This window comes from Salinicola aestuarinus (genome assembly GCF_003206645.1).
GTDB lineage: Bacteria > Pseudomonadota > Gammaproteobacteria > Pseudomonadales > Halomonadaceae > Salinicola > Salinicola aestuarinus.
This window is the reverse complement of sequence record NZ_PZJP01000008.1, coordinates 61,246-76,212: the sequence shown is the minus strand read 5'-3', so window position 1 is coordinate 76,212 and position 14,967 is coordinate 61,246. Positions and strand designations below refer to the sequence as shown.

At 62.1% G+C, this 14,967-nt stretch carries 12 protein-coding genes; 2 read left to right on the top strand and 10 right to left on the bottom strand.

Annotation, left to right across the window (positions count from 1 at the left end; all coding sequences use genetic code 11):
- Positions 1 to 18 precede the first annotated feature (18 nt).
- Together DOM41_RS12260 and DOM41_RS12255 are read left to right on the top strand one after the other, a co-directional pair.
- A complete protein-coding gene (locus tag DOM41_RS12260; RefSeq protein ID WP_110687156.1) occupies positions 19 to 438 on the top strand; it encodes a secondary thiamine-phosphate synthase enzyme YjbQ in 420 nt (139 codons plus the stop codon).
- A gap of 106 nt (positions 439 to 544) precedes the next feature.
- Positions 545 to 1,498, top strand: a complete 954-nt coding sequence (locus DOM41_RS12255; protein ID WP_110687155.1) for a glycoside hydrolase family 43 protein — start codon at positions 545 to 547, stop codon at positions 1,496 to 1,498.
- A 193-nt stretch (positions 1,499 to 1,691) separates the two neighbouring features.
- Here DOM41_RS12255 and DOM41_RS12250 read toward each other — a convergent pair whose 3' ends face one another.
- The 10 genes from DOM41_RS12250 to DOM41_RS12200 form a co-directional block, all read right to left on the bottom strand.
- Positions 1,692 to 2,780, bottom strand: coding sequence for an arabinan endo-1,5-alpha-L-arabinosidase (locus DOM41_RS12250; RefSeq protein WP_223160989.1), 1,089 nt, complete (start codon positions 2,778 to 2,780; stop codon positions 1,692 to 1,694).
- On the bottom strand, positions 2,777 to 3,676 hold the full coding sequence (locus tag DOM41_RS12245; RefSeq protein ID WP_223160988.1) for a carbohydrate ABC transporter permease: 900 nt from the start codon (positions 3,674 to 3,676) through the stop codon (positions 2,777 to 2,779). Before DOM41_RS12245 ends, DOM41_RS12250 begins: the two co-directional genes overlap by 4 nt.
- Positions 3,676 to 4,557, bottom strand: a complete 882-nt coding sequence (locus DOM41_RS12240; protein WP_110687154.1) for a carbohydrate ABC transporter permease — start codon at positions 4,555 to 4,557, stop codon at positions 3,676 to 3,678. Before DOM41_RS12240 ends, DOM41_RS12245 begins: the two co-directional genes overlap by 1 nt.
- Positions 4,558 to 4,649: 92 nt before the next feature.
- Positions 4,650 to 5,927 (bottom strand): extracellular solute-binding protein, encoded by a 1,278-nt coding sequence (locus DOM41_RS12235; RefSeq protein WP_110687153.1) that lies wholly within the window; start codon positions 5,925 to 5,927, stop codon positions 4,650 to 4,652.
- Between the two features lie 65 nt (positions 5,928 to 5,992).
- A complete protein-coding gene (locus DOM41_RS12230; protein WP_110687152.1) occupies positions 5,993 to 7,111 on the bottom strand; it encodes an ABC transporter ATP-binding protein in 1,119 nt (372 codons plus the stop codon).
- 604 nt (positions 7,112 to 7,715) lie between these two features.
- The gene (locus DOM41_RS12220; protein ID WP_110687150.1) at positions 7,716 to 9,500 is read right to left on the bottom strand and encodes an IlvD/Edd family dehydratase; all 1,785 of its coding nucleotides are present in this window, start codon (positions 9,498 to 9,500) and stop codon (positions 7,716 to 7,718) included.
- A gap of 15 nt (positions 9,501 to 9,515) precedes the next feature.
- Positions 9,516 to 10,916: a GntP family permease gene (locus DOM41_RS12215; protein WP_110687149.1), complete on the bottom strand. Its 1,401-nt coding sequence runs from the start codon at positions 10,914 to 10,916 to the stop codon at positions 9,516 to 9,518.
- A gap of 228 nt (positions 10,917 to 11,144) precedes the next feature.
- Positions 11,145 to 12,149, bottom strand: a complete 1,005-nt coding sequence (gene araH / locus DOM41_RS12210) for an L-arabinose ABC transporter permease AraH (RefSeq protein WP_110687148.1) — start codon at positions 12,147 to 12,149, stop codon at positions 11,145 to 11,147.
- Between the two features lie 109 nt (positions 12,150 to 12,258).
- Complete coding sequence (gene araG, locus DOM41_RS12205; protein WP_110687147.1) at positions 12,259 to 13,758, bottom strand: L-arabinose ABC transporter ATP-binding protein AraG; 1,500 nt, start codon at positions 13,756 to 13,758, stop codon at positions 12,259 to 12,261.
- A 28-nt stretch (positions 13,759 to 13,786) separates the two neighbouring features.
- Positions 13,787 to 14,776, bottom strand: coding sequence for an arabinose ABC transporter substrate-binding protein (locus tag DOM41_RS12200; protein WP_110687146.1), 990 nt, complete (start codon positions 14,774 to 14,776; stop codon positions 13,787 to 13,789).
- Between the last annotated feature and the right edge of the window lie 191 nt (positions 14,777 to 14,967).

The following is a 14,967-nucleotide window of genomic DNA, read 5'->3' as shown; positions in this document are numbered from 1 at the left end:
CGAATATGGAGCCGCCAAATGTGGCATCGCCAACAGTTCAGTCTGAAGCCGTATCGACAGGGCTTTCATCTCGTCACCGACGAGATTCTCGCCGCCGTTCCCGAAGTGAAGAACGTGCAGACCGGCCTGCTCCATCTCCAGCTCATGCACACGTCGGCGTCGCTGACTCTCAATGAAAACGCCGACCCCGACGTGCGGCACGACATGACGTTATTTGCCGAGAAGCTGGCGCCGGCCAATCTTGCCGGCATGCGCCACACCTTAGAAGGACCGGACGACATGCCCGCCCACGTGCTGGCGAGCCTCTTCGGCACCGAGCTCACGCTGGCCGTGGAGCGTGGACGACTGTTGAGTGGCACCTGGCAGGGCATCTGGCTGGGTGAGCATCGCCAGCACGGCGGTGCACGTCGGGTGACCGCGACACTCACGGGCGAGTGACGAAAAGCACCACCGCGAGGTGCCATTGCCCTTATCGGCCGTGAGCGCTCGCCCGCGGCGACCGACACACGACGTTTCTATCCAACATGACAACCTGGAGAGCGCTATGGAACAGACGATTCGCCCGTTGATCGAGCAGCGCGCCGACCCGTTCATTCATAAGCAGGGAGAGCGCTATCACTTTATCGCCTCGGTCCCCGCCTATGACCGGCTGGAGCTGCGCAGCGCCGATTCGCTCTCGGCGCTCGCGACGGCAACGCCAACGACGCTCTGGACCAAGCCCGAACACGGCGTGCTCAGCGAGCTGATATGGGCGCCCGAGCTACACCGCCATGAGGGCGTCTGGTACATCTATTTCGCCGCAGCGCCGAGTCGCGAGATTCGAGACGGGCTCTTCCAGCACCGGATGTACGTGATCCACAACGCCTCTGACGATCCCGCTCAGGGCGATTGGAGCGAGCCCAAGTCGATCGACACCGGCATGGATAGCTTCTGCCTCGACGCCACCACCTTTAACCACGATGGCGTGCTCTATTACGTATGGGCACAGAAGGATCCGGCGATTGCAGGCAATTCGAATCTCTACATTGCGCGAATGGAGACACCCGAAACGCTGGCCACGCCACCCGTTTGCCTGACGATTCCAGAGTTCGAATGGGAGACACGGGGCTTTCTGGTCAATGAAGGACCGGCCGTCCTCATCCGCCACGGCCGTGTGCTGATCACCTACTCTGCCAGCGCCACCGATGAAAACTACTGCATGGGGCTGATCTGGGCCGACGCGCATACGGACCTGCTCAATGCGGCCAATTGGCATAAATCCGCCGAGCCCGTTTTCGTCAGCGACCCGTCGCGCTCGATCTTCGGTCCAGGTCACAACAGCTTCACGGTGGCCGAAGATGGCGAGACTGACATCCTCGTCTACCATGCACGCACGTACACCGAGATAGAGGGCGACCCGCTGTGGGACCCTAACCGGCATACTTTCATTAAGCCGTTCACCTGGGATAGCGAGGGATTCCCGCGCTTCGGCAAGCCATCGCTCACCACCGCGCCTTGAATCCCCTCTCGAAAGCGGTCCTTCGACGCCGTGGAGCGGCGCCGGAGACCCTGGTGAGACGCGTCCACCCCTCCTTACGGTCGGGTGGGTCACTCAAGGCAGGCCGGGGGTCGTCTCCTCAACGAGAAGATGGGATGACCGGTGCTCGACTGGCGACGCCGACTGCCACCGGACGACGCGTCGAGTCGCAGCGCTACTCGGCTTCCATCAGCTCGCTTCGATAATCTTCCAGCGCCGACGCCTCAACAGAGGGCCAACCATCCGACCAGCCCACTCCCGCGATTTTCAGCTTCTGCAACCCCTCGTCGGCGGCATCGTAGGCATGAAACACCAGGTAGTCCCGGCCACCGAAGCGATAGAGACTACTGTGGCCCACGCCATACCAATCGTCGTCACCTTCCAGGATGACCGACCCACCCCCCGTAACCATGTCTTCGCCCTGCCGGTCGACATAAGGGCCCTGGAGCTCGGCTGAACGACCGACGGCAAGGTGGTAGGTGCTCTCGGCACCCCGGCAACATTTGCCGTAGGAGACAAAGAGATAGTAGAAATCGCCGTGGTGGAAGATGAACGGGGCCTCGATCTCGGCAGGGCCGGCATGGTCGTCCGGCGTGAACGCGGGACGCTCACGCTTGGCCAGTGAATACCACTGTGGCGGCTCGGCCAGCTCCGTCATGTTGTCGGCCAGCCGGACCAGCTTGATCCCCCCCCAGAAAGAACCAAAGCTCATCCAGGGCGTGCCCTGCTCATCGAGAATGACGTGCGGGTCAATGGCGTTCCACAGGTCACGATGCGGCACGGACTGCAGCACGACCCCCTGATCTTGCCACTGGTAGTCGGGGCTGGTGGCGTCCAGCGTCGCGTTGGTCGCCACACCGATGGCTGAGGTGTTGCGGCCGAACGCCGACACCGAGTAGTAAAGGTAGAACCTCCCTCCACGCGCGATGATATCCGGCGCCCATAAGTGCCCGGCAAAGTCGGGAATGACCCGGCGCGCCCAGTCCGGCTCGGTATCGAAGACACGGCCGTTGCGCTGCCAGTGCTGCCGATCCGTGGACCGATAGATCGGGACACCGGGGCCTGTCGAAAACAGGTAGTAGGTGCCGTTCTCTTCCGCCATCACCGGGTCATGGATACTCACTTCGGGCGCATCCGCCGCCATGGCGGCCAGGTGCGTGGCGCCGACAGCGGTGATCGCTGCCAGCGCGAGACATCGAGCGATCCTGACCCGAAGGCGCGCCGTTAGCCGACTGACGACTCGCGCCGGGTGGCGGCGCATCATCCTTTGACCCCCGAGGAGATCATCACCGCCTCGGTCACTTTTTTCTGGAAGAGCAGATAGGCGATTGCCACCGGTGCCGCGCCGAGTAGCGCCACCGCCATGACTCGCGCGTAGTTGACCCCGAAGGTGTCGCGCACCTGGGTGATCCCCACCGGAATGGTCATCATGCTCTCGGACGTGGTGACCAGGAAGGGCCAGAAGAACTGGTTCCAGGCCATGATGAAAGTGATGATGGCCAGCGCGGAGGTGATTCCCCAGTTGAGCGGGAGGTAGATCTTGAACAGCAGCGTGTACTCGTTGCCGCCATCCAGCAACACGGCTTCGCGCATTTCGCTGGGCACGGCATCGAAGAACTGCTTGTAGACAATGATGACCACGGGAACGATCAATTGCGGCAGGATAATTCCCGCCCAGCTATTCACAAGCCCCATGTCACTCATCAGCACGAATTGAGTGACGACCAACGCCTGCGAGGGGATCATGAAGCTCGCCAGCACGACGCCATAGAGCGTCCGACGGCCGGGAAAGCGCATTTGCGACAACGCATAGGCGCACATCATGCCCGAAATCAGCACCAGAACAGTGATGATCAGCGACGTGCCAATGGAGTTGACGTACCAGGTCAACAGATTCGAGTTGAACAGCGCATCCTGGTAGGCGGCAAGGTTGAACATGTCGGGCAAGAGCCCGGCATTGTCGCTCACCACATGGTCTTCGCTTCGCAGCGACGTGACCAGCGCCCAGTAGAGCGGGAAGATCCAGATAATGGCCGCCAGCAATGTCAGCATCAGGAGCAGACGACGCTCGATCCGGCGCCGCCTGACGCTACTGCCGACTTTGACCCATTTGGCGGCGGTTGGGCGCGTCTGCGCACGGCCGGCTTTGATCATTGCCATTAACGCCTCCTGATTTTCAGAAGCTGAAATTGCAGTACGGAGACCACCATGATGATGACGAACAGCACCAGCGCCACCGCCGAGGCGTAGCCACCGTGATTGAGCTGAAACGCCTCGCGATAGACCATCATCAACAGCACGTAGGAGGAGTTGAAAGGCCCTCCGCCGCTCAACAGATAGACCTGGTCAAACAGCTTGAGCTGAAGAATCAACTGCAGCGTCAGCACCAGTGCGGTAACCGGCCACAGCAGCGGCCAAGTGATTTTCGTGAAGAGTTGACGTCGCGTGGCACCGTCCAATGCGGCGGCCTCGTAAAGATCCGTCGAGATGTTGCGTAACCCGGCGATGAACAGCAGCACGTTAAAGCCGTTGGTCCACCAGATCGTGATGGCCGCCACCGTGGGCATCACCCACGCAGGGTGTTTGAACACCGCCACCGGTCGCCCCGTCACCCACTCGAGCAGCGGTTGGAGAATGCCGAACTGGAAATCGAGCATCCACGCCCAGATCTGCGTCACCACCGATACCGGCAGGATGTAGGGGAGAAAGAAAATGGCCAGCACGAACGCCTGCATCCGTCCTGACAGGCGATTGACCGCCAGCGCGATCGCCAGCGCGATCACGGTCGTGGGCACCACGGTCAACAGCACGAAGTAGCCGTTGTTCTTGAGCGAGGTGTAGAACAGGTTGTCGCTGAATAGCTGCCGGTAGTTATCCAGGCCCACCCACTCACCGGCGCCGATCAGCGGTGCATTGGTGAAACTGAGCTCTATCATGCGGAGCGTGGGATAGAGAAAAACCAGCCCAAAGATAAGCACGAAGGGCGCAATGAGCGTTATCGCCACCACGATATGGTTGCGCCGATGGGTGATCGTAGCCACTAGAGGAACTCCCTTGCGTGCCCCGCGACCGGGCGAAGACCGCTTTCCCAGCCGCGGGGCCTAGCATCTTGTCGTGGTTGTTGGCCGGGCAGCTAGTCCATCAGCGCCTGAAGCTCCTGCTGCATGTGCTCGGCGGCCTGTTCCGGATCGAGAAAGCCGTGGATGGCCGGTGCGATCACATTGAGCGCGGTGTCATAGACCGGGGAGGCGACGCCAGCGATGGGCGAGCGCGGGTCGTAAACCGCTTCGTCGGCCAGCGAGGCATAGGTGGCGTTGGGTTCCATCTCGGTAAAGGCGTCGCTTTCGGCAACCGGAAGATAGGCAGGGATGTGGCCTGCTGCCGCCCAGTCGAGCGAATGGCTCTCCATCCAGCCAATCACTGTCATGACTGCCGACCGCTTGTCGTCCGACATCGGCTCATCACCCTGCACCGGTATCGCAAAGGCGTGGCTATCCGCCCAGACGGCGTCCTCTTCCAGTAGCGTGGGCACTGTGGCCGCGCCCCACTCGAACCCCAGATTGCCGGCCTCCTGCATGTCGACCAGGGTCGGCACCTCCCAGACACCGTTGAGGAACATGGCCGAGCGCCCGGAGGTGAACAGCGCGACGGAAGCCTCGTACTCGGCGTGCTCGGGCTGATACTGCTCATTTCCCCAGTTCTGCATGATGGAGATCGCGCGCACGGCCTTGTCGAAGTTATCGCCAGGCAGTACCTCGCCATCCACGATGAGCTCTCCCCCCTGCTGGCTGAGTAGCGTGTAGAAGACGCGCCAGATACCACCGGGGCCGCCGGTCTGATAGGAGAGTGGTGTCTCAGAGCCATTTGCCTTGGCCACGGCCAGCGCCGCGTTCAGATCGTCCAGGCTGTCGATGCCGGTGAGCTTGCCGTCCTCATCCAGATACTCGGTGCCCTCGAAATAACGCTTGTTGTAATAGAGGATGATCGAGTGGATATCGAAAGGCACGGCGTAGAGCGTCCCCTGGTCATCGGAGGCCGCACTGACGGACCGCTCGAAGAAATCATCGCGGCTCAATCCTGCCTGAGCCAGATCGCTGTCGCTGATGGGCGTCAGTATTCCTTCCGAGAGCGCCAGTGGCACCCGCGACAGGTGGTAGCTGACGATATCCGGTCCCTGACCGACGGCCGCCGCCGTCCGTACCTTCGTGTAGAACGGCACCCCCCACTCCGAGGAGGTGGCGTCGATGTTGATATCAGGATGCTCTTCATTGAACTGGCTGATCAGCGCTTTCATCCGCTGACCATCGCCACCGACGAAGAAGTCCCACCAGACGACCTCTGTCTGCGCCATGGCGGGCAGCGCCGCGGCGAAGGTCGCCGTGGCGAGTACCAGTGATGTGAGTCGTTTCATTTTTCTTCTCCCCTCGTGTCGTCAATCCCAACCCCAGTCGAACGGCGCTGCGTCAGCCCATGGCACTAGCGCAAGCGCTGCCCCTGCTGATCGAACACCAGTACGTGGCCGGCGTCGGCGGTAAAGGTGATGCTCTCCTGACGCTGTGTCTGACGCTCGCCTCGACGCTCGATGACGACCTCCTGGCCGTCTTCCATCCGCGTATAGAGGTAGGCAACACCGCCCAGGTTCTCGGTCATTTCGACCCGGGTCCTGACACCCACGTCTCGCCGGCTTTCGCCTGCCACCTCGACGTCAGCTACCGCACGAAACTGCAGGTGCTCAGGCCGCACGCCCAGCGTGACGGCATCGCCCTTACCCAGCGTGGCGGTGTCGAGTCCGGCCGCAAGCGTCTGTTCACTCCCCTCGCCAATGGTGGCGACGATCCCCGTGGGAGTGACCTCAACCACGGTGGCATCGAGAAAATTCATGGCAGGTGAGCCGATGAAGCCGGCCACGAAGCGATTATCCGGGTCGTCGTAGAGCGCCAGTGGCGTGCCCGACTGCTGTACGACGCCATCCCGAAGCACGAATATCTTGTCAGCCAGGGTCATCGCCTCGACCTGATCGTGGGTGACATAGATCATTGTCGAGCCAAGCTGCCGATGGAGGCGGGAGAGCTCAAGGCGCATCTGGACCCGGAGCTCGGCATCCAGGTTGGAGAGCGGCTCATCGAAGAGAAACACCTTGGGTTTGCGGACAATCGCTCGACCGATCGCCACCCGCTGGCGTTGCCCGCCGGATAGCTGGGAGGGCTTTTTGTGCAGCTCCTTGCCCAATTTCAGGATCCGCGCAGCCTCTTCGACTTGCGCCTTGATCTGCGTCTTCGGCACCCGCGCCAGGCGCAGACTGAACGCCATGTTGTCGAACACACTGAGGTGCGGATAAAGCGCGTAGGACTGAAAGACCATCGCCACCTCACGGTGAGCGGGCTCCACCTCGGTCACATCGCGCCCTTCGATTTCGATCGTGCCGCCGCTGGTCTCCTCCAGGCCGGCAATCATTCGCAGCAGGGTCGACTTCCCACACCCCGAAGGTCCGACAAAGACAGCGAAATCGCCGTGATCGATCTCCAGGGAGACGTGATCGATGATGGTGGTCTCGCCGAATGACTTCTCGACGTCACTGAGCGTCACGCCAGTCATGAGCCACCTCCTCCGGTCCCGTCGAGACACCGTGGCGCAGGGAGCGACACGCCTCTTCTCTCCGCCACAAGTCCGCTCTCGACAACACCGCTGATACTTTTGACGACATCGCTGAGGCTCTCGACAGCACCGCTGAGGCTCTCGACGACAACACTGATGCTGTCGACGTGAGAGACGGCGGTGCGAAAGTCGATCGACTGCGGGAGGGGGAGCCCTGAATGATTCACTTCATGGACTCCGGGTAAGACCGCCCTCTCCCTTAACCCGATACAGGGCGGGTGGCGATCGCTGACAAGGCTGATTCGGGACTCTCGCTGTAGCAACCTGCGAATGCGCATAGAGGCTCTCCTTGGAACACGCGCACCGACCAGGGCGACATCATGGTCGCCCGATGAAGGGGGTTGGACCTGCTCAACCGAGCGGCGAGCCAACAACAGGTTCGGACAGTCGAGGCGGCGAGAGAATGAGTGGCGTGGCGTACATTGAGCGTCTCCTGTTGTGTTATTGACGTGCTGTCATTGGTGGAGAGTGGCGTGATGGCGTGGGTGTCAATCGCGCAAGGGGTCCACTGACGCCCTTGCGCGGCTTCCTCGCTTGCTCTGTTTCAGTGGGAGTGTCTTGGCACCTCGGCGCCTCGGCAGCCGACCAGGAAGTCGAAATCACAACCCTCGTCGGCCTGCAGCACGCGCTCGATATAGAGCTGACGATAGCCACCGGTGCTGGCGATCTTGGTCGATTCCGCAGTCGGGTCGGCCTGCTCCAGACGCCGGGCAATTTCCGCGGCGTCCACTTCGAGCTCCAGCGAGCCGGTATCGCAATCGAGGGAGATGTAATCGCCATTCTGTACCGCAGCCAGCGGTCCGCCAGCCGCCGCTTCCGGCGCCACGTGAAGCACGACCGTGCCGTAGGCCGTGCCGCTCATTCTGGCGTCGGAAATGCGCACCATGTCGGTGATCCCCTGCTCGAGAATCTTAGGCGGCAAGCCCATGTTCCCGACCTCGGCCATGCCGTGATAGCCGCGGGGTCCGCAGTGCTTCATCACCAGGATGTCATCGGGCTCGACGTCGAGCTCGGGGTCGTTGATGCGCGCCTTGTAGTCGTCAAGGTTCTCGAACACCACGGCACGACCGCGGTGCTTCATCAGCTCGGCCTTCGCCGCCGAAGGCTTGAGCACCGCCCCATTCGGCGCGAGGTTGCCACGCAGTACGCACATCCCCCCATCTTCCCGCAGCGGGTCTTCCAGCGGACGAATCACGTCGGCGTTGTAGAGAGGAGCATCCTGAACGTTCTCCCACAGCGTGCGACCATTGGCGGTCAACGCATTCGGGTGGGGAAGACGGTTCGCCTCTCCCAGCCGGCGCAGCACCGCAGGCAGCCCGCCGGCGTAGTAAAACTCTTCCATGAGATAGCGCCCGGAAGGCTGCAAATCGACGATGGTCGGCGTTCCCCGGCCCACTCGCGTCCAGTCGTCCAGACTGAGCTCCACCCCCATACGTCCGGCGATCGCCTTGAGGTGAATGACCGCGTTGGTGGACCCCCCAATGGCAGCGTTGGTACGGATAGCGTTCTCGAAGGCTTCCTTCGTCAGGATTCGGGAGAGTTTCAGGTCCTCTCTGACCATGTCGACAATGCGGTTACCGGAGAGGTGCGCCAGCACGTGACGACGGGAGTCCACGGCGGGAATGGCGGCATTGTGCGGCAGCGAGACACCGAGAGACTCGGCCATGCAGGCCATGGTGGAAGCAGTTCCCATCGTGTTGCAGGTCCCCGCGGAACGCGACATGCCCGCCTCGGCGGCCATGAAATCGTGCATCGTGATCTTGCCGGCCTTGACCTCTTCGGAGAGTTGCCAGACAACGGTACCCGATCCGATATCCTTGCCTTTGTGCTTGCCATTGAGCATTGGCCCGCCCGTGACGACGATGGCCGGGACATCACAGCTCGCCGCGCCCATCAACAGCGCCGGCGTCGTCTTGTCGCAACCGACCAGCAGCACGACCCCGTCAATCGGATTGCCGCGGATCGCCTCTTCGACGTCCATGCTCGCGAGATTGCGGGTAAACATTGCCGTGGGCCGCAGGTTGGACTCGCCGTTGGAGAACACCGGGAACTCCACCGGGTACCCTCCCGCTTCCAGCACGCCTTTCTTCACGTGCTCGGCAAGCTTCCGAAAATGGGCGTTGCAGGGCGTAAGCTCCGACCAGGTATTGCAGATGCCGATGATCGGCTTGCCCGCAAACTCATGGTCCGGAATGCCCTGGTTCTTCATCCAGCTCCGGTACATGAAGCCGTTCTTGTCGGCGCGACCGAACCACTCGGCGGAGCGCAGTTTGACACCTTCAACCGATGCGTCTTTCGCATCCGGGTTATGGGACGATGAATCGCTCATAAAACTCTCCTCGAATCACAGTAGCGTGAAGAACAGCCAGGCAAGACCGAATGCCATCAATGAGATACCCGTCGAGACGACCGTCCATGTCTTGAGCATGGTTTGGGTGTCGACGCCCAGAAAGCGACCTACCAGCCAGAATCCCGAATCGTTGACGTGGGAGTAGCCGATGGCGCCGGCCACGATCGCCACGGTGACGCAGGCCGCCGGCAAACCGGCGAGCGACGGATCACCCAGCACCACCGGTGCCATGATGCCGGCCGCCGTGGTGCCTGCCACCGTCGCCGATCCCTGAGCGATACGGATGACGGACGCGATCACGTAACCGGCGACGATCACCGGCAGGCCGAAGGTCTGCAGACTATCGGCGAGCGCATCCCCAATGCCGCTGGCGGTCAGCACCCCGCCGAACATGCCACCGGCGCCGGTAATCAGAATGATGCTGCAGACTGGCGCCAGTGCTTGTTCGACGACCTCGTTGATCGACCCCATCGCACCGCTCTCGCCACCCCGTATCACCAGTAGCCACATCGCCACGCAGGTGCTGATCAGCATCGCAATCGGGGTCTCGCCGAGGAGCGTCAAGGTGCGAATCAACGCGTTGTCACCGTCGATGGCGCCGCTATTGACCAGCGTCGACAGGCCGGTGTTGAGAAAGATCAGTGCCAGCGGCAGCAGCAATACCAGCAGCACGGTTCGGAAACTGGGCCGCCGTGCGGCTGGCACCTCATCGGCCTCATCTCCCATGAGGCTGGGCACCGGCTGGAACGGCGTGCGGTTGGCCAGCAGCAGCGACAGCCGGTAGCCCATCAGATACCAGGTCGGCAGCCCCACGATCAGGGCGACGAGCAGGACCTGACCGATGTCCGCCTGCAGAAAGACCGCGGCCGCCACCGGGCCGGGGTGCGGCGGCATCAGTGCGTGCATGACCAGGAACGCACCGGCGGCCGGCAGGCCGTAGAGCAGCAGCGACGCCTTGAGCTCGCGGGCCACTGAGTAGATCACCGGGAGCATCACCACGAAGGCAGCATCCAGGAAGATCGGAAAGCCGAAAAGCAGGCAGGCGATCGACAGACCCAGCGGGGCTTTCTCTCGGCCGAAGGCCCGGATTAGCGTATCCGCCAGCACGCGAGCCCCACCCGAGACCGCCACCAGCCGGCCGAGTACTGCCCCGAAGCCAATCAGCAGGGCGACGTTACCCAGTGTCGTACCCAATCCATCGAGCAAAACCGGCAGCAGGTCGGCAACCGAGATGCCCGTCGCCAGCGCCGTGGCAATACTGACGATGACCAGCGCGAAAAAAGGATGAAGCCTGACCTTGATGATCAGCAGGAGCAAAGTGGCGATGGCGAGGCCCGCAATACCCATCAGCATGAGGGTGGGCAGTGCCGACGCCGTTTGCGCAGTGTCTTGCATGGCGGTCTCCTCGGTAGTGACGCGGCCGTTGACGAACTGTTATTGCGACGCGTCACGGTATCGAGCCGAACCGATAACCGGTAATCCCTGATAACCGAAAATCCGATACAACAATGAATATCAATTAGCACGACACTTGATGTCCCGGGGGCGCTGGCGGTGCGCCCCTCGACGATCCCACGACCAAAGTTGCAGCGGCTTTAGACCAACGTCTCGGGGGCTGTCGTCTTATCCTCCGGCGCGCCGACTCTGCTTCCAGCGATCGAACATTACCGCCAGCAGGAGAATCGCCCCGCGAACCAAGTACTGGTAGAAGGTGGGAACGTTCAGCAGCCCCATGGCGTTCTGCACACAACCCATGATCAAGACCCCGACGAGCACACCGGTGATCGACGCGACACCGCCGGCGAGCGACACGCCGCCAAGTACGCAGGCAGAGATCACGGCGAGTTCCAGCCCTTGCGACGTATTCGGATCGCCCAGCCCCATGCGCGAGGTGAGCAGCACCCCCGCGATCCCTGCGACCAGTCCCTGTAGCGCAAACACGATGATCTTGAGACGACGCACGTTGACCCCGGCGAGACTCGCCGCTTCCGAATTCCCCCCGGTTGCCAAAGTGTTACGCCCAAAGGCCGTGAGGTTAAGCACCACGCCAAACACCAGGAAACAGCCGATCATGGTCCAGACCGGCAGCGTCAGGCCGAGAAAGCTGGCGCTCCCCAGATCGAAAAAGCCCGGCACGGTAATCATGACCGCGTCACCACCGGAGGTGATGTAGGCGAGACCGCGGACGAACTCCATCGCCGCCAGCGTGGCAATCAACGAATTGATGCCGAACCGCGCGACAACGAAGCCATTGAATGCCCCGACCGCGGCGCCTGCGCCAATCCCCACGGCAACACCGATGAAGACGCTACCGCTGGTCGAAGTGACCGTGGCGGCGACGACGCCAGCGAAAGCGACGATGGACGCCACCGAGAGATCGACCTCGCCCAGGGCGAGGACCATCATCATGGTGGTGGCGATAGTGCCGATCAGCGTGATCGACAGCAGCAGCCCGACGATATTGCGACCGGTCAAAAAGTCCGGCACCAGCACCGACAGGCCGATGAACAGCAGGATGAAGACAGCGATGAGACCCGACGTATCGAGTAGCGCCCGCAGCGGCTTGGGCAATCCCCGGCGCCCTACCGACGCGGTGGCGCCAGCGGACGCGGCTTTGTCACTGGACATGACGACAGTTCCTTTCAATCGATTTGGTAAGCAAGCCAGCCGTTCGTGTGGCGAGCCATCCATTCAGTCAACGGGCCATTCTTCAGTCAGCGAGGCGAGCCGCGTGACATCATGCGGGAAGCGCCAGGCCGAGTAGCCGCTCCGGCGTGGCTTGATCACGCGGGACGACGTCGACGAGCTCACCATCGCGCATCACGCCGATCCGATCGCAGATCGAACTCACCTCGGCCAGATCGCTCGAGATCACCAGCACGCTCTTGCCCTGCTCGGCGAGATCGTAGAGCAACGAGTAGATGTCACGACGCGCGCCGACGTCGATGCCGCGAGTCGGCTCGTCCATCACGAAGAGCTCGATCTGCTCGGCAAGCCAACGTGACAGAATCACCTTCTGCTGATTGCCCCCCGAGAGGTTGGCAATCGGCGTTTTCGGCCCCGGGGTCTTGATACTCAACTGGCGTATGTAGTGACGGGTGTTTTCGGTCTCGCGCCTGGCATTGCGGAAAATGCCCCAGCGACGGAAGAAGCGTCGGCAACTGACGTTGAGGTTGTCGGAGACGCTTGCCACCGGGAATATCCCCTGCGACTTCCGATCCTCTGGACACATGGCGATGCCGGCGCGGATGGCCTGACCTGCCGAGGCGAAACGTCTGGCCTCGCCGTCGAAGATCACGCGCCCCCCACTGGCTCGCTCGGCGCCACAGACCAGGCGCATCAGCTCGCTGCGCCCGGCGCCCACCAGACCGAACAGCCCCAGGACTTCGCCCCGGTGGATCTCGAGACTGACCGGGGCGCGGACGCCGCGACCTTCGATCCCCTCCAGGCGCATCAACACCTCGCCCTGCTGGCGCGGGCGGTAGCCGTAGACATCGGCGATATCCCGTCCCACCATTTCACTGACGATCAGATCGTTGTCGACTCCCTCCAGCGTGTCGTGGGTGCGAATATGTCGCCCGTCGCGGAAGACCGTCACGGCATCGCACATCTCGAACACCTCTTCCATGCGGTGAGTGACGTAGAGCACGACGCGTCCCTCGTCGCGAAGACGGGCGACGATTCGCTTGAGATGTCGAATTTCCTGCACCGATAGGGAACTGGTCGGCTCGTCGAAGGCGATGATCCGAGCGTCGCGCAGCAGCGCCCGGCCAATTTCGATCATCTGTTGCTGACCGATGGAGAGCTCACGCACCTTGGTGGAGGGATGGATGCCGCCCTCTCCCAGGTCCTCGAGAATCGTCATCGCCCGCTCCCTCAGCTGCCGGCGGTCGATAAAACCGCGATGCGCCGGCAGCTGGCCGAGCAGCAGGTTCTCCGCCACCGACAGATTGGGCGACAGCGTCAGCTCCTGATAGATGATGGCCACGCCGCTCGCCAGCGCCTCCCGTGCGTTGGCAAAGACGACCGCTTCGTCGTCGATCCAGAGCTGGCCCGCCGTCACGCGATTGACCCCACTCAGCACTTTGAGCAACGTGGACTTGCCGGCGCCGTTCTCGCCCATCAGTGCGTGCACTTCTCCGCCGCGGGCAGAGAAGCTCACACCGTCGAGCGCCTTGACGCCCGGAAACTCGACGGTAATGCCGTCGACGCGCAGATTCGTTTGCGCTTGTGCCATGATGACCCTCCCCTTGATTGGCGTCGGATCAGAGCCCAAGGTCTTCGCGCACCTGCTCCCAGTTGTCGCGGGTCATCAGCTCTCCGGTGGTTTCGGTATTGGCCGGCGGCATGTCATCTTCGGTGATCCAGGTGTAGAGATTCTCTGCACTCTCACGGCCGTGCATGGTCGAGCTGACGGCCACGGTGCCGTAGAAACCGGTCGGATTCTGTCGCTGGAACTCCGCGAATGCGGCCCCCGATCCGTTGATGCCCACGCCAATGACGTCCTCGGCATCCAGACCGTACTGCTCACTGGCGCGCACGCCCCCCAGAACGCTCTCCTCGTTGAGCGCATAGATCACCCAGTGCTCGAAATCGGCGTTCTTGGAGAAGACCGGCGAGGCGGCAGCGAAACCGCTGCTGGTGTCGGTATTCTGTTGCGGCGCATCGAAGATATGACTTTCATCGAAGCCCGCCTCGACCAGCGCATCGGTGGCACCGTCGGTCCGCTCTTTCGCGGTGGGTAGCTCATTGTTGCTGAGCCGCAAGGCCGCCACGCTGTCCATGTCCCAACCGCGCGCTTCCATCTCTTCGGCTATGGTGTCGCCGACCTGGCGACCGATCTTGTAACCGGACATTCCCAGGTGCGGGACGTCCGCCATCGGTTCACCATCGGTTCCCACGAACTGATCATCGACGGTGACAACCTTCATGCCGTACTGCTCTGCCCGGTTCATGATGGCCGGCCCCAGGCGAACGTCCGGCGGGCAGATCACGAAGCCCTGTGCCCCTTGAGAGTTCAGGTTGTCGATGGCGCTGAGCACCTGCTGACCATCCTCACCGGCCAGACGGACCACCTCGAACCCCTCCTCCTCACCCAGTTTCGAGGCGGCGTCCTGCTCGTTGATGAACCAAGCTTGCTCGGGTTTCTTGACGATGAAGCCGATCTTGACGTCGTCCTGAGCCTGCGCCCCGCCGATGCCCATGCCGATAGAGATGCTGAAAGCCAGTAGCGAACGCTTGAAGGTACGGTTCATGGTTTCCTCCGCCCTGACGGGCCCGATTTGTTATTGGCGGCATGAATTGCCGGTACTCCGCGACGATAAGATCGAGGTCAATAACCGCCTAATATCCAAAGCCGCACCTAGCGATATCACTCTGGATATCACTGACGATGAAGCCTGATATCAGGCTCAGCGTTTCAGGGCGTTCGGCATTTTCCGACAGA